At 69.2% G+C, this 20871-nt stretch carries 17 protein-coding genes and 2 riboswitches; of the genes, 13 read left to right on the top strand and 4 right to left on the bottom strand.

The window, feature by feature from the left end; translation table 11 throughout:
- Positions 1-186 precede the first annotated feature (186 nt).
- The 4 genes from KBC94_RS27395 (at position 187) to KBC94_RS27380 (ending at position 4018) form a co-directional block, all read left to right on the top strand.
- On the top strand, positions 187-1587 hold the full coding sequence (locus KBC94_RS27395) for an ethanolamine ammonia-lyase subunit EutB (RefSeq protein ID WP_294378231.1): 1401 nt from the start codon (positions 187-189) through the stop codon (positions 1585-1587).
- Entirely contained in the window at positions 1584-2423 is an 840-nt protein-coding gene (gene eutC, locus KBC94_RS27390; RefSeq protein ID WP_294378229.1) for an ethanolamine ammonia-lyase subunit EutC, read from the top strand. The genes KBC94_RS27395 and eutC overlap by 4 nt, the downstream gene beginning before the upstream one ends.
- 300 nt (positions 2424-2723) lie before the next feature.
- Positions 2724-3338 carry a peroxidase-related enzyme gene (locus tag KBC94_RS27385; RefSeq protein WP_294378226.1) on the top strand — a complete coding sequence of 205 codons (615 nt, stop codon included), beginning with the start codon at positions 2724-2726 and terminating at the stop codon, positions 3336-3338.
- Positions 3339-3382: 44 nt separating this feature from the next.
- Positions 3383-4018, top strand: a complete 636-nt coding sequence (locus tag KBC94_RS27380) for a biliverdin-producing heme oxygenase (protein WP_294378223.1) — start codon at positions 3383-3385, stop codon at positions 4016-4018.
- A 43-nt stretch (positions 4019-4061) separates the two neighbouring features.
- Here KBC94_RS27380 and KBC94_RS27375 read toward each other — a convergent pair whose 3' ends face one another.
- Together KBC94_RS27375 and KBC94_RS27370 are read right to left on the bottom strand one after the other, a co-directional pair.
- Positions 4062-5780, bottom strand: coding sequence for a phosphoethanolamine transferase (locus KBC94_RS27375; RefSeq protein ID WP_294378220.1), 1719 nt, complete (start codon positions 5778-5780; stop codon positions 4062-4064).
- A 46-nt stretch (positions 5781-5826) separates the two neighbouring features.
- On the bottom strand, positions 5827-6525 hold the full coding sequence (locus tag KBC94_RS27370; protein ID WP_294378217.1) for a phosphatase PAP2 family protein: 699 nt from the start codon (positions 6523-6525) through the stop codon (positions 5827-5829).
- 103 nt (positions 6526-6628) lie between these two features.
- On the opposite strand from KBC94_RS27370, the gene KBC94_RS27365 reads away from it, so the two are divergent.
- Positions 6629-7324 (top strand): response regulator transcription factor, encoded by a 696-nt coding sequence (locus tag KBC94_RS27365; protein ID WP_294378214.1) that lies wholly within the window; start codon positions 6629-6631, stop codon positions 7322-7324.
- 140 nt (positions 7325-7464) lie between these two features.
- Positions 7465-8751: an ATP-binding protein gene (locus KBC94_RS27360; RefSeq protein WP_294378343.1), complete on the top strand. Its 1287-nt coding sequence runs from the start codon at positions 7465-7467 to the stop codon at positions 8749-8751.
- A gap of 2 nt (positions 8752-8753) precedes the next feature.
- Here the strand turns inward: KBC94_RS27360 and KBC94_RS27355 are convergent, their stop codons facing one another.
- Complete coding sequence (locus KBC94_RS27355; protein WP_294378211.1) at positions 8754-9176, bottom strand: thioesterase family protein; 423 nt, start codon at positions 9174-9176, stop codon at positions 8754-8756.
- A gap of 162 nt (positions 9177-9338) precedes the next feature.
- Between KBC94_RS27355 and KBC94_RS27350 the strand changes: the two genes are divergently transcribed.
- Positions 9339-11042, top strand: coding sequence for an electron transfer flavoprotein-ubiquinone oxidoreductase (locus KBC94_RS27350; protein ID WP_294378208.1), 1704 nt, complete (start codon positions 9339-9341; stop codon positions 11040-11042).
- 86 nt (positions 11043-11128) lie between these two features.
- Here the strand turns inward: KBC94_RS27350 and KBC94_RS27345 are convergent, their stop codons facing one another.
- On the bottom strand, positions 11129-12430 hold the full coding sequence (locus tag KBC94_RS27345; protein ID WP_294378205.1) for an MFS transporter: 1302 nt from the start codon (positions 12428-12430) through the stop codon (positions 11129-11131).
- Positions 12431-12710: 280 nt separating this feature from the next.
- On the opposite strand from KBC94_RS27345, the gene KBC94_RS27340 reads away from it, so the two are divergent.
- The 6 genes from KBC94_RS27340 (at position 12711) to gcvP (ending at position 20622) form a co-directional block, all read left to right on the top strand.
- Positions 12711-13685 carry a TRAP transporter substrate-binding protein gene (locus tag KBC94_RS27340; protein ID WP_294378202.1) on the top strand — a complete coding sequence of 325 codons (975 nt, stop codon included), beginning with the start codon at positions 12711-12713 and terminating at the stop codon, positions 13683-13685.
- 76 nt (positions 13686-13761) lie between these two features.
- Positions 13762-14256 carry a TRAP transporter small permease subunit gene (locus KBC94_RS27335; RefSeq protein WP_294378200.1) on the top strand — a complete coding sequence of 165 codons (495 nt, stop codon included), beginning with the start codon at positions 13762-13764 and terminating at the stop codon, positions 14254-14256.
- Positions 14253-15530, top strand: a complete 1278-nt coding sequence (locus KBC94_RS27330) for a TRAP transporter large permease (protein WP_294378198.1) — start codon at positions 14253-14255, stop codon at positions 15528-15530. Before KBC94_RS27335 ends, KBC94_RS27330 begins: the two co-directional genes overlap by 4 nt.
- 46 nt (positions 15531-15576) lie before the next feature.
- A riboswitch (glycine riboswitch) is annotated at positions 15577-15673 on the top strand.
- A gap of 12 nt (positions 15674-15685) precedes the next feature.
- Positions 15686-15793: riboswitch (glycine riboswitch) on the top strand.
- Positions 15794-15835: 42 nt separating this feature from the next.
- The gene (gene gcvT, locus KBC94_RS27325; RefSeq protein ID WP_294378192.1) at positions 15836-16981 is read left to right on the top strand and encodes a glycine cleavage system aminomethyltransferase GcvT; all 1146 of its coding nucleotides are present in this window, start codon (positions 15836-15838) and stop codon (positions 16979-16981) included.
- A 176-nt stretch (positions 16982-17157) separates the two neighbouring features.
- Entirely contained in the window at positions 17158-17538 is a 381-nt protein-coding gene (gcvH, locus tag KBC94_RS27320) for a glycine cleavage system protein GcvH (RefSeq protein WP_294378189.1), read from the top strand.
- Positions 17539-17724: 186 nt separating this feature from the next.
- Positions 17725-20622 (top strand): aminomethyl-transferring glycine dehydrogenase, encoded by a 2898-nt coding sequence (gene gcvP, locus KBC94_RS27315; RefSeq protein ID WP_294378187.1) that lies wholly within the window; start codon positions 17725-17727, stop codon positions 20620-20622.
- Positions 20623-20871: the final 249 nt, after the last annotated feature.

Here is a 20871-nt window from a genome sequence, read left to right as displayed (position 1 = left end):
TCCCGAGGTGGAAAAGCGGCGGATCATAAGCCGCGCCCCTGACGCTCTCTGCGCCCCCGCCGCAGCAGGTCAGGCCGAGCGCGGGCCCGGAACCTGCATCGCTTGTCCTACCCGGCAGCCGGGCGGCAAGCGCGATCATGCGTCGGTCTCCCGCCACGGCCGGCCCCTCGCCCACCGACACCGCCCATGCGCTACCGCACGACGATCCAGCATCAGGTCTTCGACTTCGACGATCTCCGCCAAGTGATGGCCTGCGCCAGCCCGGCGCGCTCGGGCGACTACCTGGCCGGGGTCGGCGCCGCGACCGCGCAGCAACGCATGGCGGCACGGCATGTGCTGGCCGACACGCCGCTCAGGCAGTTCCTCAGCGAGGCATTGGTGCCCTACGAAGAGGACAACATCACGCGGTTGATCCTCGACGGCCATGACGCGGCCGCCTTCGCACCGGTCGCGCATCGCACCGTGGGCGATTTCCGCAACTGGCTGCTGTCCGATGCGGCGGACACCGCGGCGCTGACCGCGCTGGCGCCGGGGCTGACGCCGGAGATGGTGGCCGCCGTCTCCAAGCTGATGCGCAACCAGGACCTGATCGCCGTCGCGCGCAAGTGCCGGGTCACCAGCCGCTTCCGCAACACCCTCGGTCTTCCCGGCCATCTGGCCGTCCGGCTGCAGCCTAACCATCCGACCGATGACCTGCGCGGCATCGCCGCCTCCACGCTGGACGGACTGCTCTACGGCGCAGGCGATGCGGTGATCGGCGTCAACCCTGTCTCCGACAGTCTGCCGGTGCTCGAGCGGCTGCAGCACATGCTGGCCGAGGTCATCGAGCGCTTTGCCATTCCCACCCAGAGCTGCGTGCTCACCCATGTGACCAACACGATGAAGCTCATGGAACGGGCCGCGCCGGTGGACCTGGTGTTCCAGTCCATCGCCGGCACCGAGAAGGCCAACCTCTCCTTCGGCGTCACGCCCGAACTGCTGGACGAGGCCTGCGAAGCCGCCCGCGCACTGGGCCGCGGCACGCTGGGCGACAACGTCATGTACTTCGAGACCGGCCAGGGCAGCGCGCTGTCGGCCAATGCGCACCACGGCGTCGACCAGCAGACCTGCGAGGCGCGGGCCTATGCGCTGGCGCGGCGCTACCGGCCGCTGCTGGTCAACACCGTCGTGGGATTCATCGGGCCGGAATACCTGTTCGACGGCAAGCAGATCATCCGCGCCGGGCTGGAAGACCATTTCTGCGGCAAGCTGCTGGGCCTGCCCATCGGCTGCGACGTCTGCTACACCAACCATGCCGAGGCCGATCAGGACGACATGGACACGCTGCTGGTGCTGCTGGCCACGGCTGGGCTCACCTTCCTGATCGGCGTGCCGGGGGCGGACGACGTGATGCTCAACTACCAGAGCACGTCCTTCCACGACGCTCTGTTCCTGCGCGACACCCTGGGCTTGAAGCGCGCACCCGAGTTCGAGGCTTGGCTTCAGCACATGGGCATCACCGGTGCCGATGGCCGCTTGGTGCCAGGGCCTGCACCGATGCTGCAGCAGGGCATGCAGCGGCTGCGCCTTCTGGGAGCCGCCGCATGAGCACCGCATCGAACGAACCGACCCAAGCCTCTACCCGGGTTACTCCAGCAGAAGACCGATCTGCCCCGCCCGTGACGCCCGACCCCTGGCAGGCCTGGCGCGCCGCCACGCCCGCCCGGCTGGCCCTCGGCCGCGCCGGCAGCGGCATGCCCACCGACGAGACGCTGCGCTTCGGCTGGGCGCATGCCATGGCGCGCGATGCCATCCATGCGGCGCTGGACGCCGACGCGCTCGCCCGGTCGCTCGAAGAAGACGGCTGGTCCGTCCTGCGTGCCCGCAGCCAGGCGCCCGACCGGGCCACCTACCTGCGCCGGCCCGACCTGGGCCGCAGCCTGGACCCGGCCGACGCCGAGGCCCTGCGCGGGCGTCCGGAACGAGGCTGCGATCTCTGCCTGATGGTGGGCGACGGCCTGTCGTCGTTGGCCATCGAGCGCCATGCGCGGCCGCTGCTGGCCGCCCTTCGCGCGCAGTTGCCGACCGACCTGCGCATCGCGCCCGTCGTCGTGGCGACGCAGGCGCGCGTCGCACTGGCCGACGAGGTGGGCGAGGCCCTGGGCGCGCGCCTCGGCGCGATCCTGATCGGCGAGCGGCCTGGCCTCTCCAGCCCGGACAGCCTGGGCATCTACCTCACCCACGAACCACAACGCGGGCGACATGACGCGCAGCGCAACTGCATCTCGAACGTACGTCCGGAGGGCCTGGGCTACGAGGCGGCCGCCTTCAAGCTCGGCTGGCTGGTGCGCGAGGCGCTGCGCCGCGGCCTGACCGGCGTTCAGCTCAAGGACGAAAGCGACGACGCGGTGCTCGACGACGACCGCCCGCCGCGCATCGACTGACGCCGGGCTTCGCCTGGCGCGTCAGCGCAGCAGGCTCAGGCCATGCGCGATGCCGACGGCGAGGCCGCCGGCGTTGATGACGAGACCGAGGAGGCGACGGGGAGCGGTGATGGCGGTGTTCATGGACGTCAATGCTAGGCAGCAGGTCCTGCGCTGTGAATTCGAACGTCCTCATCGCAGCCATAGCCAACGCCGCAGGCCCTGCGCCCGGGCGCAATCCGCGCGACCGCGGCCCCGGTCTCCGCTGCCTATGATCGAACGCTGGACCACACAGCCCCAACGAGACAGGAGACATCCGCCATGAGCCAACGCTACCCGCTTGCCGAACTCGACCAGGTCCCCGAGGACATCCGCGCCCGCATTCTGGCCGTGCAGGAAAAGGCGGGCTTCGTGCCCAACGTCTTCCTGGCGCTGGCCCGCCGCCCCGCCGAGTGGCGCGCCTTCTTCGCCTACCACGATGCGCTGATGGAGCCCGAGAGCGTGGGCCGCACCAGCGCACTCAGCAAAGGCGACCGCGAGATGATCGTCACCACCACCAGCGCGGCCAACCAGTGCCTCTACTGCGTGGTGGCGCACGGTGCGCTGCTTCGCATCTACGAGAAGAAGCCGCTCGTGGCCGACCAGGTGGCCGTCAACTGGCGCAAGGCCGACATCTCCGAGCGCCAGCGCGCCATGCTGGCCTTTGCGATGAAGGTGTGCGAGCGGTCGCACGAGGTCGACGAGGCCGACTTCGCCGCCCTGCATGCCCACGGCTTCGACGACGAGGACATCTGGGACATCGCCGCCATCACCGCCTTCTTCGGCCTGTCGAACCGGCTGGCCAGCTTCAGCGGCATGCAGCCGAATCCGGAGTTCTTCCTGATGGGCCGGGTGCCGCGCGAGAAGCCGGCCGACAAGCCCGCACGGCAAGGCTGAGGGAGCAGCCTGCCTATGATGGCCGGCTGCCTTCCCTGTCCTCCATGATTCCTGCGCCTCCCACCGCTCCAGCCGCTTCCCCATCGGCCGCAGCCACCGACCCATTGCAGCGCCTGCGCGACGCGACGTCGGCCCTGCACGCCCGGCTCGACACCGGATTGCCCATCGCACGCGAGGGTGCCGGCCCCGCCGACTACCTGCGGCACCTTGCCCTGCTGCGCGGCTGGGTCGGCGCTCTCGAGGAATCGGGTGCCCGCGGCCCGCGCCTGGCGGCGGAGCGAGGCGCCCTGGAGGCGGAATTGGTCGACTGCCAGCAGCGGCTGGGTCTGCAAGCGCCGCGCATCGCATTGGCGGCGCTGCCCGATCCGGTCTTCCAGGCCGACGGTGCGGAATGGGGGCTGGCCTATGTACTGGAAGGCTCCCGCCTGGGCGGCCAGGTGCTGCACAAGCGGCTGGCGCCGGCCATGGCCCCCCTGTCGCTGGACTACCTGCGCGGCGCAGGCTCCGCCACGGGTGCGCGGTGGAAGCACTTCGTCGCCGAACTGCAAACGGCACTGCAAGGCGCCGCCCGGCAGGACGCCGCTGCTGCGGCTGCGCGGCGCGCCTTCGAACTCCTGCTGCGGTGCCACGAGGCGCTGCAGACCGCCTGGCCCGAACCGGCCTGCGCTGCTCGCGGCTGAAGAGGCTCACTGGTGGTCCCAGGGCGAGGCCGCCCTGGAGGAATCAACCGGCCGACGCCTGCCGGCACCCTTCGAAGGCATCCAGCGTCGGCTTGTAGGTGGGGCTCTTGACGTCTACCAGCCCCATGACGGTGTGGTACAGGTTGTCGTGCGTCAACGGCATGTCCACCGACTTGCGCAGGCAGGCGTCTCGCACGCCGGTGCGCCCGCCGAGCCCGCCATCGAGCCAGGCCACGAAGGGCACGTGCTTCTGCACGTCCGGCGCAAAGGCATAGGGCACACCGTGTAGGAAAAGGCCGTACTCGCCCAGCGATTCGCCATGGTCGCTGAGGTAGAGCATGCCCGTGTCGAAGCGGTTGCGGCGGGCCTTGAGCCAGTCGATGGCGTCACCCAGGAACCGATCCGTGTGTGCGATCGAGTTGTCGTAGGCGTTGATCAGCTCGCTGTGCGCGCAGTCGGACAGCGTCACGGTGCGGCATTCGGGCTGGAAAGGCTTGCCGTCCGGCGGTGAGCGGCGGAAGTAGGCCGGGCCATGGCTGCCGATCTGGTGCATCACCAGCACCACGCCGCGCGCCACGCGCTCGGGCGGCAAGGCGGCGATGCGCGCGTCCAGGCCCTTGAGCATCACGTCGTCCAGGCATTCGTCGCCGCTGCACAGCGTGGGGTTGGCCGCAATCTCCTTGGCGTCGTTGGCCTCGACATGGGGCACGCGCTCGCACACGCCCTTGCAGCCCGACTGGTTGTCGATCCAGAGCACGGCCAGCCCGGCGGCCTGCACCACGTCGAGCAGGTTCTCGTAGTCCTGCTTGCGGCCTTCGTAGTCCTGCTTGCCCAGGTGCGAGAACATGCAGGGCACCGACGCGGCGGTGTTGGTGCCGCAGGAACGCATGTCGTGGAAGCTCACCACGTTGCGGGCCTTGAGCGCAGGGGTGGTGTCGCGCGCATAGCCGTTGAGGCCGAAGTGGTCGGCCCGGGCCGTCTCGCCGACCACCAGCAGCAGCAGGCGCGGCCGGCTCTGCCCCGCATAGCTGGCGCCCAGCGCCGCACCACCGGAAATCGGCACCAGCTTGCGGCTGCGATGCAGCAAGGGGCGCGTGGCCGCCATGCCGAAGGAATACACGCTGGCCAGCGGATTCATCATGTAGCGCAGATGGGGCTGGTTGCGCATGAGCGGCGCGATTTGACGCGACATGACCATGCCGCCGCCCACGGTGACGGCGACCGCGGCCGCAAACAGCACCGCATTGCGCCAAAGCGCACGCAGCGGCCGCTGCGGGATCACCGGCACGCACCACAGCCACCAGATCGCGGGCACCGCCACGACCAGCACACGCAGCGCCATCGTCAGGCTGAGCAGATCGCGCGCCTCGCCCGGATCGGTCTGCAGCACGTTGAGCGCCATGGACGGGTCCATCACCATCCGGTAGGTGGCCATGTAGTGCTGCACCACCGCAGCCACGACCACCAGCAGCATCCATAGCGGCTTCATGAAGCGCGACCAGGCCGTGAGCGACAGCAGCGCCACCAGACCGCCGCCCAGCAGCCAGGCCATGCCGACGATGTTGGGCATGTAGAGGCTGGGGGCGCGGCCGAGTTCGGCGAGTTCCATCCACAGCGGCCAGTTCGCGGCCAGCAGCAGGTAGGCGGTGAGCACCAGGACGATCGTGCGCGGCGAGCGTGCGCGCAACAGCCAGCCGCGGGGACCCGCAAAGTCGGGCGCGGAATACGCGCCCAGACGCGGCGCGGGAGAGATCAACGGCATGCCGACAGCGTAGGTGTCGGCACTGAAGTCACCCTGAACCTCTTCTTCAGGCTGCGTTCAGTTTGGCGTCAGTTGCGCGCCGGCGCCGGCCCGTCATGGCCATGTCCACCGCCCAACCGGCCATCCAGCATGCCCAGCCGCTCCACAGCGTGTGGCTCAGAAAGTGCGCGCCGCGCAGCTGCTGGCCGACGCCCAGCACCAGGCCGGCCACGACGGCCGCCATGAGCCATCCCCGGGCGAATGCCGCCGAATGCCGCCGCCACACGAACCAGCCGCCGACGAAGCCGAAGGCCGCCGAGGCATGGCCCGCCGGAAAGCAGTGCCCCGGCCCGCCATCGGCCACGCCCCAGCGCCAGTGCGAGACATGCTCGGCCACGCCACCGAAGACACGCAGGTCCCACGGGCAACTGGTCAGGCTGAACTTCTTGAGCAGGGTGACGGCGCCAACCGCCGCCAGCACCGACAGCAGCAGCTGCCAGCGCTCGGGGCGCGACAGCCGGCGCCAGGGGCCCATTGGCAGCCACACGGCAGCCAGCATCCCCAGCACCAGAGCCCAGCTGAGCGCCTTGCCCCCTTCGTGCATCAGGCTGGCCAGTGCCCAGTTGCTGCGCAGCGGAAAACCGAAGGGCGTGCCCGGCAGGCTGGCCAGCCACAGGTCGCCGCCCCCCAGGTCCCAGCCGACGAGGGCCGCGGTGACGGCCAGTGTCGGCCAGAGGGGGGAAACGGAACGGGAAGACGCATCCATGGGCGGCGCGCAGCCTAAGCCCGGGCCGTGAATGCAGCCTGAAGCGGCCCACCTCGGCGGCTGGCGCCGGCCCCGGACGGTGCCCCGCACTAGACTCCGCCCCATGCGCATCCTTCTCGTCGAAGACGACCTCAACCTCGCCGACGCCGTCTGCAGTTACCTGCGTGCGAAGGCCTTCATCGTCGATGCGGTGCCCAGCCTGGCGGGCGCGCGCGCGGCGCTGGCCAGCGCGCGCTATGCCGCGGTGCTGCTCGACCTGCACCTGGGCGACGGCGACGGGTTGATGCTCATGCCCGGCCTGCGCACCCTGCCCGAGCGGCCCATCGTCATCGTGCTGACGGCCCGCGACCAGGTCAGCGACCGCATCCGGGGCCTGGATGCCGGCGCCGACGACTACCTGATCAAGCCCTACGACCCCGCCGAGCTGCTGGCCCGGCTGCGCGCCGTGGAGCGCCGGCGCAGCAGCGTCGAGTCGGCCACCGTCCGCCTGGGTTCGCTCGAGATCGACCTGGGCAACGACCAGGTCCGCGTGCACGGCGCGCCGGTCACGCTCACGCAGAAGGAATGGGCACTGCTGCGCGTGATGGCCAGCCGCCCCGACCGCATCCACAGCCGCGAGACCCTGCTCGATGCGCTGTACGGCTTCGACGACGACACCGACAGCAACACCCTGGAGGTCTTCGTCAGCCGGCTGCGCCGCAAGCTGGGCCGGTCGCACATCCAGACCTTGCGTGGCCTCGGCTACCGGCTGGCTCCTGGGGACGATGCCCCCGACGCCGGTCCGGAGCCGGGCCCGTGAGCGCCCGTCCCATCGACGAGGCCGGACGGCCCGTCGCCTCCGGCGGGGCCGCGGTCCAGAAGGGCGCGCGTACCGACGGCCAGTCCGACGCCGACGCGAGGCCGGAGCGGGCTTCCCTCGCGGCCCGCCTCACGCGCACGCTGATCCTCTCCGTCGGCGCCATCTGGCTTCTGTGCGTGCTGGCCGTCGTCTGGTATGTGGACCGCGAGATCAGCTTCAACTTCGACAACGAACTGGTCGAGGTGTCGCACCGCATGTTCGACATCGCCGTGGAGCAGTACGACAGCCTCTCCGGCGGCAAGAAGCCCGAGCAGCCGCTGGTGGCGCCCGCGCCGCTGTTCATCCAGGACGAAGTGGTCTACCAGATGGTCGACGGCGGCACGCGACTGCTGCTGCATTCGTCCAACGCACGGCCCGACTACTTCGACGTGCCGCTCGCGCCGGGCTTTGCCGACACGCCGGACTGGCGCATCTACACCGTCCGGCATCCTACGCGCGACCTCTTCCTGCAGGTGGCCGACCCGATCTCCGAACGGCGCGAGGCGGTGGACCGCACGCTGTTCGGCCTGATGGTGCCGCTGATCACCGCCCTGCCGCTGCTGGGGCTCGTGCTCTGGCGCATCGCCCGGCGCGAACTGCGGCCGTTGCAGACGCTGGCGGACGAGATCGCCAGCCGCAGCAGCACCGACCTGCGGCCCATCGAGCTGGCGGGCCTGCCGCACGAGCTGCGTTCGGTGTGCGACGACGTCAACCACCTGCTGGAGCGGCTGGCCCAGGCGCTGAACGTGGAGCGCGCGCTGGCCGCCAATGCGGCGCACGAGCTGCGCACGCCGTTGGCGGCGGCCCGCCTGCGCCTGCAGACCGCGCTGGACCACGGCCTCTCGCGCCAGGACGTACAGGCTGCGCTCGATTCGCTGCGGCAGCTGAGCCACCGAGCCGAGAAGCTGCTGCAGCTCTCGCGCGCCGAATCGGGGGCTGCGCTGGCACGGCGGCCGGTCGACCTGGTCAAGCTCGCCGGCGCGGTGGCCGAGGAGTTCTGGCAGGACGCCCGCGCCGCCGAACGGCTCACCCTGCATGTGCCCGAGGAGACGATGTCCCCCGTCCAGGGTGACGTGGACGCCCTGGCCATCGCCCTGCGCAACCTGATCGAGAACGCGCTGCGCTACGCCCCCGAGGGCGCGGTCGAACTGGAGGTGGTCGCACCCCGCACGGTGCTGGTGCGCGACAGCGGCCCGGGCGTGGCACCCGACAAGCTGCAGGCCCTGCGCGAGCGCCACGTCCGGCAGACCGACGACCGCACCGGCTACGGCCTGGGCCTGTCCATCGTCACCACGATCGCCGAGCACCAGGGGGCCGAGCTGCAGCTCCTGTCGCCGCCCCCCGGCCGCGCCAGCGGCTTCGAGGCGCGGCTGTCGATGCCCGGCTGAACTCAGCCGCCGACCAGGGCGCGCAGCCAGTCCGGCAGGGGCTTGGCCTTCTGCGCCGGAAAGTCCACCCAGATGGTCGTGGCGCCACCCGCGGCGCAGATCACCTCGGGCGCCTCGGCGCGGGCCATGGTGGCCCAGCTCTCGAAGGTGGTGCGCGCCGGATCGCTCACGTACATGCGCAGCAGCACGTCGCCGGGGTACTCGATCTGGCGGTAGAAGTTGCAGAAGGCATTGACGATCACCATGCCCTCGCCCTTCGGGTCGGGCTGGAAGCCGATGGCGCGCATCCAGTCGATGCGTGCCGTCTCCATGTAGCGGAAATAGCTGCCGTTGTTGAGATGGCCCATGGCGTCCATGTCGCCCCAGCGGATGGGGATTGCCATCTCGTAGACCAGCTTCTTCTGTTCGGGAATCTCGATGCGCATGGCATGGCATCGTAGGCCCGTCCGCGGGCCCATCAGGAGCGGTATCTCCCCGGGCTGGCGTCGCCTATGTGACCAGGGCCTGACCTCTAGAATGCGCAGTGCTTCACAGGCGTGCCAGCCCCATGGCCGCGCCCCCTCGAACCCATTCTCCGATCCCACCCGATGACACAAGAAGAGATCCTCGCCCAGTTCGGCCCGCGCGAAGCCATGGAGTACGACGTCGTCGTCGTCGGCGGCGGCCCCGCCGGCCTCTCGGCCGCCATCCGCCTGAAGCAGCTTGCGGCGCTCAACGACAAGGAGATCTCGGTCGTGGTGCTGGAGAAGGGCTCGGAGCCCGGCGCGCACATCCTGTCGGGCGCCATCATGGACCCGCGGGCACTCACCGAGCTGATCCCTGACTGGCAGGCCAAGGGCGCACCGCTGAACCAGCCGGTCACGGCCGACACCTTCCTGCTGATGAGCGAGACAGGTGCGACGCGCGTGCCCAACTTCATGCTGCCGCCCAACTTCCACAACGAGGGCAACTACATCGTCAGCCTGGGCAACGTGGTGCGCTGGCTCGCGACGCAGGCCGAGGAACTCGGCGTGGAAATCTTCCCGGGCTTCCCTGCCGCCGAGGTGCTCTACAACGAGGACGGCTCGGTCAAGGGCGTGGCCACCGGCAACCTGGGCATCGGCAAGGACGGCGAGCCGACCGAGAACTTCCAGCTCGGCATGGAGCTGCATGCCAAGTACACGCTGTTCGCCGAAGGCGCGCGTGGCCACCTGGGCCGGCAGCTGATCAACCGCTTCAAGCTCGACGACGGCCGCGATCCGCAGAGCTACGGCATCGGCATCAAGGAGCTGTGGGAGATCGACCCCGCCCGCCACGAGCCCGGCCTGGCAATCCACACCGCCGGCTGGCCGTTGCCCAACGACACCTACGGCGGCTCCTTCGTCTACCACGCCGAGAACAACCAGCTGATCATCGGCTACGTGGTCGGCCTGGACTACCAGAACCCGCACCTGAGCCCCTTCGAGGAGTTCCAGCGCTTCAAGACGCACCCCAACATCCGCTGGTACCTCGAAGGCCAGGACCAGGGCCTGAAGCCCGCCAAGCGCATCTCGTACGGCGCGCGGGCCATCACGGCCGGCGGCTTGCTGTCGCTGCCCAAGACGGTGTTCCCGGGCGGCGCGCTGATCGGCTGCGAAGCCGGCTACCTCAATGCCAGCCGCATCAAGGGCAGCCATGCCGCCATCAAGACCGGCATGCTGGCCGCCGACGCCGCTTTCGAGGCGGTGCAGGCCGGCCGCCAGTTCGACGAACTGTCGTCTTACCCCGAGGCCTTCGAGAAGAGCTGGCTGCACACCGAGCTCTACAAGGCCCGCAACTTCAAGCAGTGGTTCAAGAAGGGCCTGACGGTGGGCACGGTGATGACCGGCATCGAGCAGTTCGTGCTGCGCGGTCACATCCCCTGGACCATCCACCGCACCGAGGCCGACCATGCCCGTCTGAAGCCGGCGGCCGAGTGCAAGAAGATCGCGTACCCCAAGCCCGACGGCAAGCTCACCTTCGACCGCCTGAGCTCGGTGTTCATCAGCAATACCAACCACGAAGAGAACCAGCCGGCGCACCTGACGCTGAAGGATCCGACGGTGCCCACGCGCATCAACCTGCCCCAGTACGCCGGCCCCGAGAGCCGCTACTGCCCGGCCGGCGTGTACGAGTTCGTGCCCGACGAAGCCGCCGGCGGCGGCAAGGAGCGGCTGCAGATCAACGCGCAGAACTGCGTGCACTGCAAGACCTGCGACATCAAAGACCCGACGCAGAACATCGTGTGGGTCACGCCCGAAGGCGGCGGCGGGCCGAATTACACCGGCATGTAAGCAGCAAGGGCGCCATCGGCGCCCTTCTTCTTTTTGGCAGGTTCACGGCCCGCGCAGCAGACCGCCACGGCCTGCGCCTGCGAAGCTCAGGCGCGCGCCGGCACCTGCTGCGCCTGCTCGGCCCGCGCGTCGTGGCCGACCAGCAGCACCAGCACGAAGGCCAGCACCGACAGCAGCGCCAGGAACATGACCGCGAACACGTCGTTGCCCATGCGGTCGCGCAGCATGCCGAAGATCGTCGGGCCGATGTAGCCGCCGAGGTTGCCGATGGCATTGATCCATGCGATGCCCGCCGCCGCGGCCACGCCGCTCAGGATGGCAGTGGGAAAGGTCCAGAACACCGGCAGCGCGCTGAAGATGCCGAACGCGGCCAGCGTCACCGCCGCCATCTTGGGCACCGGCGCCGCGATGTTGGCCGCGGCCACCAGCCCGACGAAGATGCAGGCCAACGGAATCAGCAGGAAGGCCTTGCGCTCGCGCCGCGCGTCCGAGGCGCGCGACCAGAACAGCATGGCGATGGCGCCCACCAGGTAGGGGAAGGCGTTGACGAAGCCCACCTCCACATTGCCCAGGCCGCCGAAGCCCTTGATGATCTGCGGCAGGAAGAAGCCCAGGCCGTACAGCGGCACCGTGATGCCCATGTAGATGAAGCCCATGGCGATGACGCGCCAGTTGCGCAGCGACTGCGTCCAGGAGATGGCATGCAGCGCCTCGCGGTTGCGGCGCTCGGCGGCCAGCGTGGTCGTGAGCCACTGGCGCTCCTCGCTCGTCAGCCACTTGGCGTCGGCCGGCCCGTCGGGCAGGCAGGCCAGCACCACCCCGGCCAGCACCAGCGCCGGCAGCGCCTCCAGGATGAACAGCCACTGCCAGCCGTGCAGGCCCATCGCGCCTTCCATGTTCAGGATGTAGCCCGAGATGGGCGAGCCGATCACCGTGGAAATGGGCACCGCGAACATGAACCAGCCCACGATGCGCGCCCGGTACGCCGCCGGGAACCAGAGCGTCAGGTAGAAGATGACGCCGGGAAAGAAGCCCGCTTCGGCCGCGCCCAGCAGGAAGCGCACGAGGTTGAAGCTGGTGGCGCCGCCCACGCCGGCCTGGATGGCCGACAGCACGCCCCAGCTGAGCATGATGCGGGCGATCCAGCGCCGCGCGCCGAAGCGCTCCAGCGCGAGGTTGCTCGGCACTTCCAGCAGGAAATAGGCGACGAAGAAGATGCCGGCGGCACTGCCGAACACGGTACTGGTGAAACCCAGGTCCTTGGACATCGAGGCGCCCGCGAAGCCCAGGTTGACCCGGTCCAGGTAGGCGATGAAGTAGCTGACCATGAGCAGCGGCAGCAGCCGCCAGCTCAGCTTGGACACGGTGCGCCGTGCGATGTCTTCCATGCGTTGTCTCCTCTTGTCATGGGATGCGCGGCCGCACGCTCACTGCTGCGGCCCTCGGACAGTATGGGCATGTCGCGCGCCCAGCGCGCGGATGGCGTCAGCCCCCGCTCAGCCCGCGGGGGACGTCCTGTCGCCGACACGATCGGCGGGCTCGGTGTGCGCGGATGCTGCGTCCGTGAAAGTCCCGACGCGCTGGGCGGGGGCCGCGGGGCATAGTCAGCATCCCTTCAGGCGCTGGGCAAACCAGCCGCCTTGCTGCAGCGAATCAGGAGACTCCCCCATGAAACTCACCCGCCTGGCCGCCGGCCTTGCCCTGGGCCTCGGCATGGCTTGCGCCGCGCTGGCGCAGACCACCATGAAGATCAGCATCTCGGTGGCGCAGAACTCGCACCAGGGCGTGGCCATCGACACCTTCGCCAAGGAAGTCGAAAAGCGCACCAACGGGCGCTACAAGGTCCAGACCTTCTACAACGGCGCCTTGGGCGGGGAGCGTGAGTCGATTGAGGCCGTGCAGCTCGGCACGCAGGAGCTGGCCTTCTCCTCCACCGGTCCGGTGCCCAACTTCGTGCCCGAAACCAAGATCCTGGACGTTCCCTTCCTGTTCCGCGACAAGGCCCATGCGCGCGCCGTGCTCGACGGCCCCATCGGCCAGGACCTGCTCAAGAAGTTCGACGCCAAGGGCTTCAAGGCGCTGGCCTGGGCCGAGAACGGCTTCCGGCACATGACCAACAGCAAGCGCGACGTGAAGGCGCCAGAGGACCTCAAGGGCCTGAAGATGCGCACCATGGAGAACCCGGTGCACATCGCGGCGTACAAGACCTTCGGCATCATCACCACGCCGATGGCCTTCCCCGAGGTCTTCACCGCCCTGCAGCAGGGCACCGTGGACGGCCAGGAGAACCCGCTGCCCGTGATCATCTCGGCCAAGTTCGACCAGGTGCAGAAGCACCTGTCGCTCACCGGCCATGTTTACTCGCCCTGCGTCTTCGTGATGAACAAGGGCGTCTTCGACAAGCTCGCGCCGCCCGATCAGCAGGCCTTCCTGGACGCCGCCAAGGAGGCCGCCAAGGCCAACCGCGCCCGCGTGGACGAGGACGACGCCCGGGGCGTGGCCGACCTGCGTGCCAAGGGCATGACGGTGATCGACAACCTCGACAAGGCCAAGTTCGTGGCGGCGCTCGCCCCGGCCCAGGCCCAGTTCGAGAAGGACTTCGGCAAGGCCAACCTGGACCGCATCCGCAACTACCAGCCCTGAGCTGGCCGGGCAATGCCCCCGCACCCTCGGCCCGCCTTGCCGGCGGGCTTTTTCATTCCCAAGAAACGCCTGTGAGATGAAAGACAAGTTCCTGGCCTTCGAACGCCGGACCACTGCGCTGTCCATGGCGCTGGCCTGCCTGATGCTGGTGGTGGCCGCGTCGCTCGGCATGTTCCAGATCGTCACCCGCTTCGTGCTGGAGCAGCCGGCCGAATGGAGCGAGATCCTGATCCGCATCAGCCTGATCTGGATGGTGTTCCTCGGCATTCCCATGGCCTTCCGCCAGGGCGCGATGGTGAGCGTCGACGTGCTCTACCGCTGGAGCCCGCCGCGCGTGCGCCGCCTGCTCGACGCGGCCGTGAGCCTGGCGGCCCTGGCCCTGATCAGCGTGATCCTGTGGTGGGGCTTCGACTACGCGATGCGCGGCCGGGTGCAGTCGATGGCGGGACTCGAAAGCCTGTCGATGGTGTGGGCCTACCTGGCCCTGCCGGTGGGGGCGGTGTTCTCCATCTTCGGCATCGTGGGCAACTACCTCGATCCCAAGCGCCTCGAACTGGAGACCGCGCAATGACCCCCCTCATGGTCGGCACGATGGTGCTGTGCTTCGCGCTGTCGGTGTCGGTGGCGGTGTCCATCGGCCTGGCGTCCATCGTCGGCATTCAGGTCAACGGCGCCAACATGCTGATCTCCGCCAAGGAGATCTTCAACTCGATCAACAAGTTTCCGCTGGCCGCCATTCCCTTCTTCATCCTGGCGGGCAACCTGATGGAGACCGGCGGCATCTCCCGACGGCTGGTGGAGTTCGCCAAGAGCATCGTGGGCGGCATCCAGGGCGGCCTGCCCATGACCTGCGTGCTGACCTGCATGATCTTCGCAGCGGTGTCCGGCTCGTCGGTGGCCACCACCTTCGCCATCGGCGCCATCCTGATTCCGGCGCTCATCAAGCATGGCTACCCCACCAACTACGCGGCCGCCCTGCAGGCGACGAGCGCCGAACTGGGCGTGATCATTCCGCCGTCGATCCCGATGATCCTGTACGGCGTGAGCGCCGAGGTGTCCATCGGCGAACTGTTCATCGCCGGCTTCGGTCCGGGCCTGCTGATCAGTGGGGCGCTGATGCTCTTCGTCTGGGTCTACTGCAAGTGGAAGGGCTGGGGCAAAAACGACGGCGAAGAGCGCATGCCCTTCGGGCGCGCGCTATGGCAGGCGGGCTGGGCACTGCTGATGCCGGTGATCATCCTGGGCGGCATCTATGGTGGCGTGTTCACGCCCACCGAAGCCTCGGCCGTGGCGGTGTTCTACGCGCTGGTCGTCGGCATGGTGATCTACCGCGAGATCCGCCTGCCGGACCTCTACGCCATCCTGCGCAAGTCGGTGCTGTCCTCGGCCGTGATCATGTTCATCATCGCCAATGCGGGGTTGTTCGCCTTCCTGATCACCCGCGCCGGCGTGCCCGAGGCCATCGGCCACTGGCTGGAGGCGGTGCTGCAGTCGCCCACCATGTTCCTGCTGGGCGTCAACGCAGCGCTGTTCGTGATCGGCATGTTCATCGAGACGAGCGCCGCCATCATCGTGCTGGCCCCCATCCTCGCGCCCGTGGCCCAGCACTTCGGCATCGATCCGGTCCACTTCGGGCTGATCATGGTGGTGAACCTGGCGCTGGGCATGATCACCCCGCCCTTCGGCGTCAACCTGTTCGCCGCCTGCACCGTGGCGCGCATCTCGCTCGACAAGATCGTGACGCGGCTGATCCCGTTCATCCTGGTGGTGCTGGCCTGCCTGATGGTCATCACCTACGTGCCGGCGCTGTCGCTGGGCCTGCGTAACCTGGTGTACGGGCGCTGAGCGGCTTCAAATAGCGCCCGCGACGCGCGCCTTGTCCCTTACACTGCGCGCTTCGTCAGGAGAGAGCCCCGCGCGACGGGGCCGCCGAAGGCGCAGGACTCGACGAGTTCCGAACGCTCAGGCAAAAGGACTGGCGGCACGCCCCGGGTTCGGGGCGTTTCCCTGCTGGAGAGAGGCGTCGTGGCCCAGGCCGCGCGTCCACCGAAGGAGCAAGCCCCCATCGCGGGGTGAATCTCTCAGGTAAAGCGGACAGCCGGGGTGGACCACGACAGCCGTCGTGGCGCTGTACACCCCGTGAGATGTCCATGTCCGCTGCTGCCCCCTCTCCTGCCACACCCCTTCTTGACACCCCGCTGCGCGGCCTGCATGTCGAACTGGGCGCCCGCATGGTGCCCTTTGCCGGCTATTCGATGCCGGTGCAGTACCCCGCAGGCCTGATCGCCGAGCACCGCCACACGCGCACCGCCGCCGGCCTGTTCGACATCTCGCACATGGGGCAGTTGCGCGTCTCGGGCCCCGAGGCGGCCGCCGCGCTGGAGACGCTGATGCCGGTGGACGTCATCGGCCTGGCACCCGGCAAGCAGCGCTACGGCCTGCTGCTGGACGACGCAGGCGGCATCCTCGACGACCTGATGTTCTTCAACGAGGGCGACGATTCCTTCTTCGTGATCGTCAACGGCGCCTGCAAGGCGGCCGACATCGCCCACATCCAGGCCCGCATCGGCCAGCGCTGCACCGTTGAACCCCTGCCCGACCACGCGCTGCTGGCGCTTCAGGGCCCGCAGGCCGCGGCCGTGATGGCCCGACTGGCGCCCGGCAGCGAGCGCCATGTGTTCATGACCGGCGGCGCCATGGCCATCGGCGGCATCCCGGCCTTCGCCACCCGCAGCGGCTACACCGGCGAGGACGGCTTCGAGATCTCCGTCGCCGCCGCCGATGCCGAGCGGCTGGCCCGCCTGCTGCTGGCCCAGCCCGAAGTGGCGCCCATCGGCCTGGGAGCCCGCAACTCGCTGCGGCTGGAGGCCGGCCTGTGCCTCTACGGCAACGACATCGACACCACGACCACGCCCGTCGAGGCCGCGCTCACCTGGGCCATCCAGAAAGTGCGCCGCACGGGCGGCGAACGCGCAGGCGGCTTCCCGGGCGCGGACAAGGTGCTGGCCCAGCTGGACGGCAGCGCCCCGGTCGCCCGCCGCCGCGTCGGCCTGGTGGCGCTGGAGCGCGTGCCGGTGCGCGAGCACACGGCCCTGCATGTGCCCGGCGGCGCAGCCATCGGCGAGGTGACCAGCGGCCTGCTGGCGCCAACGGTCGACCGGCCCATCGCCATGGCGTACGTCGATACGGCCCACGCCGCTGTCGGCACCCGCATCGACGCCCTGGTGCGCGGCAAGCCGGTGCCCATGGAGGTCGTTCCCATGCCCTTCGTGCCGGCACGCTACTACCGCGGCTGAGCCGCTGCGCGCGCCCCTCTCCGCCTGCGTTCCGACATGCCGCACCGCGTCCGTGCCGTCAGACAAATGCCGACGCGCCTGCGCCCGGGGCGTACACGCAGCCGCCCCGCCCTGCGCTGATACTCGTCGCTCGACCTTTTCATTCAATCCCCCTCTTCTTCTTTCAGGAGCCCCGCATGACCATTCACTACTCCAAGGACCACGAGTGGATCGAGATCGCCGACCACGAAGCCGCCACCGTCGGCATCACCGTGCATGCGCAGGAAGCGCTCGGTGACGTGGTCTTCGTCGACCTGCCCGAGGTGGGCAAGACCTTCAAGCAGGGCGAAGTGGCCGGCGTGGTCGAGTCCGTCAAGGCGGCCGCCGACATCTACATGCCCGTGACCGGTGAAGTCGTCGAGGTCAACGAAGCATTGCGCGCCGACCCCTCGCTGGCCAACAGCGACCCGATGGGCGCCGGCTGGTTCTTCAAGGTGCTGCTGCAGGACAAGGACATGGCCGAGTTCGACCAGCTGATGGACGAGCCGGGCTACGCCAAGTTCACCGAAGGCGCCTGAGGCCCCCGCCGGCGCGTTCGCGTGGACGCGCTGGCATCACTCCCTCTCCCTCTGGGAGAGGGTCGGGGTGAGGGCCACGGCCTCTCCTTCACCCTCCGCGCTTCCATTTCCCACGGCCCAGAGCTCCCGCTGTGCGAGAGCCCCTCTTTTTTTCTCTTCTTCCCACCACCCCGCCGGCCCGCTGCCATGAGCTCTTCCGCCCCCTCCCTGCGCGACCTCGAGAACCCCACCGAATTCATCGCCCGCCATATCGGCCCCGACGCCGAAGCCGAGGCGCGCATGCTGGCCACCGTGGGAGAAAGCTCGCGCGCGCAGCTCATCGACAGCATCGTGCCGCCCTCGATCCGCCGGAGCCAGCCGATGCAGCTGCCGCCGGCGGTGACCGAGGCCGTGGCGCTGGCCGAGTTGAAGGCCATCGCATCGAAGAACCAGCGCGTGAAGAGCTTCATCGGCCAGGGCTACCACGGCACGCACACGCCAGGCGTCATCCTGCGCAACGTGCTGGAGAACCCCGCCTGGTACACCGCCTACACGCCCTACCAGGCCGAGATCAGCCAGGGCCGCATGGAGGCGCTGGTCAACTTCCAGACCATGGTCACCGACCTGACCGGCATGGCCATCGCCAATGCCTCGATGCTGGACGAGGCCACCGCCGCCGCCGAGGCCATGACCCTGGCCAAGCGCAGCGTCAAGAGCAAGAGCAGCCGCTTCGTCGTTGCCGGCGACGCGCATCCGCAGACCATCGAGGTGATCCAGACCCGCGCTGCGCCGCTGGGCATCGAGGTGGTGCTGGCCAACTCACTGCAGCAATGGAACGATCTGCTGGCCGGCGACTACTTCGCCGTGCTGGCGCAGTACCCCTGCACCAGCGGCCGCATCGACGACCTGCGCGCCGATGCCGAGCTGATCCACGGCAAGCAGGCCGCGCTGATCGTCGCCACCGACCTTCTGGCCCTGACGCTGATCGCGCCGCCCGGCGAATGGGGCGCCGACATCGTGGTCGGCAGCACCCAGCGCTTCGGCATGCCCATGGGCGCCGGCGGCCCGCACGCGGCCTTCATGGCCTGCCGCGACGAGTTCAAGCGCTCGCTGCCCGGCCGCCTGGTGGGCGTGAGCGTGGACAGCCACGGCGCGCCCGCCTACCGCCTGGCCCTGCAGACGCGCGAGCAGCACATCCGCCGCGAGAAGGCCACCTCCAACATCTGCACGGCGCAGGTGCTGCCGGCCGTCGTGGCCAGCATGTATGCCGTCTACCACGGCCCCGCCGGGCTGACGCGCATTGCACGCCGCGTGGCCGCCTATACCGCCATCCTGGCCGCGGGTCTGAAGCAACTGGGCGCGCCGCTGCGCGAGGTGCCCAGCTTCGACACGTTGTCGCTGCATACCCAGGACCAAACCCAGCCGATCCTGGCCAAGGCCCTGTCGCTGGGCCTCAACCTGCGCGTGTACTTCGGCGAATACCTCTGCATCGCCCTGGACGAGACCACGACCCGCGCCGACCTGGCGCTGATCTGGCAGGCCTTCGCCGCCGACGGCCAGGCGCTGCCGCGCGTGGAGGACTTCGAAGCCGAGCTGCCCTCGCTGATTCCCGCCAGCCTGCGGCGCACCAGTGCCTTCCTGACGCACCCGGTCTTCAACACGCACCACAGCGAGACGGCCATGCTGCGCTACATCCGCAGCCTCTCCGACAAGGACCTCGCGCTGGACCGCAGCATGATCCCGCTGGGCAGCTGCACCATGAAGCTGAACGCGACGAGCGAGATGATCCCGATCACCTGGCCCGAGTTCGCCGATGTGCATCCCTTTGCGCCCGCCGGGCAACTGGCCGGCTATGCCGAACTCGACGCGCAACTGCGCGACTGGCTGTGCCAGGCCACGGGCTATGCCGGCATCAGCCTGCAGCCCAATGCCGGCAGCCAGGGCGAGTACGCCGGCCTGCTGGCCATCAAGGCCTGGCACGAGAGCCGCGGCGACAGCCACCGCAACATCTGCCTGATCCCCTCCTCCGCGCACGGCACCAACCCGGCCAGCGCGCAGATGGCGGGCATGCAGGTGGTGGTGACGGCCTGCGACGCCAACGGCAACGTCGACATCGACGACCTGAAGCGCGCCTGCGAGAAGCACGGCGACAAGCTGGCCTGCATCATGATCACCTACCCCAGCACGCATGGCGTGTTCGAGACGCGAGTGAAGGAGCTGTGCGAGATCGTGCATGCCCACGGCGGCCGCGTGTACGTGGACGGCGCCAACATGAATGCCCTGGTCGGCGTGGCCGCGCCTGGCGAGTTCGGCGGCGACGTGAGCCACCTGAACCTGCACAAGACCTTCTGCATTCCCCACGGTGGCGGCGGCCCCGGCGTGGGTCCGGTGTGCGTGGTGGAGGACCTGGTGCCCTTCCTCCCCGGCCATGCGACGGGCGGCAAGCCGGCGACGGTGGGGGCGGTGTCCGCCGCGCCCTTCGGCAACGCCGCCGTGCTGCCGATCAGCTGGATGTACATCCGCATGATGGGCGCCGAGGGGCTGAAGCAGGCCACCGAAACGGCCATCCTCAACGCCAACTACATCAGCGCACGCCTCGCCGACCACTACCCCACGCTCTACGCCAGCGCCAACGGCCATGTGGCCCACGAATGCATCCTGGACCTGCGCGGCCTGAAGGAGAGCAGCGGCGTGATGGCCGAGGACGTGGCCAAGCGCCTGATCGACTACGGCTTCCATGCGCCGACGCTGAGCTTCCCGGTGGCTAACACGCTGATGGTGGAGCCCACCGAGAGCGAGCCGCTGGCCGAGCTGGACCGCTTCATCGAGGCCATGATCGCCATCCGCGGTGAGATCCGTCGCATCGAGGAAGGCGTATGGCCGCGCGAGGACAACCCGCTGAAGAACGCGCCGCACACGGCAGCCACGCTGGTGGCGACCGACTGGGCGCATCCCTACTCCCGCGAGGTGGCGGCCTTCCCGCTGGCCACCCTCAAGCAGGCCAAGTACTGGCCGCCGGTCGGGCGCGTGGACAACGTTTACGGCGACCGCAACCTGTTCTGCAGCTGCGTGCCGGTGAGCGAGCTGCAGGACGAATCGGCCTAGGACTGGGTTGATCCGGAGCGGCCACTGTCGGCACCCGTGACGGGCGATCTCGGCGCTGTTGTGCTCGGGGCTTGGTGGCTTTGGGCTTTGGGCACTGGGCTTTGGGCGTGCGAAGCGTGTGTGCGATGGTCCGGCCCTGGTGCCGGTGAGGGCGTGGCGGCGCTTCAAGTGGGGCGGTCGGCGCTGCGCGCCGACTTCCCTCCGGTGCTCGGACAGACGGGCCGCGGCAGAACTCGCTACGCGCTTCGC

The organism is Pseudacidovorax sp. (genome assembly GCF_017991995.1).
Lineage (GTDB): Bacteria > Pseudomonadota > Gammaproteobacteria > Burkholderiales > Burkholderiaceae_C > Xenophilus.
The sequence above is the reverse complement of the archived record's forward strand: the minus strand, read 5'-3'. Positions and strand labels throughout refer to the sequence as shown.

What these genes read in the sequence shown, in the direction of transcription:
- KBC94_RS27370 (WP_294378217.1), bottom strand. Translation starts at nt 6,525, where the DNA reads ATGGATGCGTCTTCCCGTTCCGTTTCCCCCCTCTGGCCGACACTGGCC.
- KBC94_RS27345 (WP_294378205.1), bottom strand. Translation starts at nt 12,430, where the DNA reads ATGGAAGACATCGCACGGCGCACCGTGTCCAAGCTGAGCTGGCGGCTG.
- KBC94_RS27340 (WP_294378202.1), top strand. Translation starts at nt 12,711, where the DNA reads ATGAAACTCACCCGCCTGGCCGCCGGCCTTGCCCTGGGCCTCGGCATG.
- gcvT (WP_294378192.1), top strand. Translation starts at nt 15,836, where the DNA reads ATGTCCGCTGCTGCCCCCTCTCCTGCCACACCCCTTCTTGACACCCCG.
- KBC94_RS27350 (WP_294378208.1), top strand. Translation starts at nt 9,339, where the DNA reads ATGACACAAGAAGAGATCCTCGCCCAGTTCGGCCCGCGCGAAGCCATG.
- KBC94_RS27335 (WP_294378200.1), top strand. Translation starts at nt 13,762, where the DNA reads ATGAAAGACAAGTTCCTGGCCTTCGAACGCCGGACCACTGCGCTGTCC.
- KBC94_RS27385 (WP_294378226.1), top strand. Translation starts at nt 2,724, where the DNA reads ATGAGCCAACGCTACCCGCTTGCCGAACTCGACCAGGTCCCCGAGGAC.
- eutC (WP_294378229.1), top strand. Translation starts at nt 1,584, where the DNA reads ATGAGCACCGCATCGAACGAACCGACCCAAGCCTCTACCCGGGTTACT.
- KBC94_RS27375 (WP_294378220.1), bottom strand. Translation starts at nt 5,780, where the DNA reads ATGCCGTTGATCTCTCCCGCGCCGCGTCTGGGCGCGTATTCCGCGCCC.
- KBC94_RS27365 (WP_294378214.1), top strand. Translation starts at nt 6,629, where the DNA reads ATGCGCATCCTTCTCGTCGAAGACGACCTCAACCTCGCCGACGCCGTC.
- KBC94_RS27395 (WP_294378231.1), top strand. Translation starts at nt 187, where the DNA reads ATGCGCTACCGCACGACGATCCAGCATCAGGTCTTCGACTTCGACGAT.
- KBC94_RS27380 (WP_294378223.1), top strand. Translation starts at nt 3,383, where the DNA reads ATGATTCCTGCGCCTCCCACCGCTCCAGCCGCTTCCCCATCGGCCGCA.
- KBC94_RS27355 (WP_294378211.1), bottom strand. Translation starts at nt 9,176, where the DNA reads ATGCGCATCGAGATTCCCGAACAGAAGAAGCTGGTCTACGAGATGGCA.
- gcvH (WP_294378189.1), top strand. Translation starts at nt 17,158, where the DNA reads ATGACCATTCACTACTCCAAGGACCACGAGTGGATCGAGATCGCCGAC.
- KBC94_RS27330 (WP_294378198.1), top strand. Translation starts at nt 14,253, where the DNA reads ATGACCCCCCTCATGGTCGGCACGATGGTGCTGTGCTTCGCGCTGTCG.
- gcvP (WP_294378187.1), top strand. Translation starts at nt 17,725, where the DNA reads ATGAGCTCTTCCGCCCCCTCCCTGCGCGACCTCGAGAACCCCACCGAA.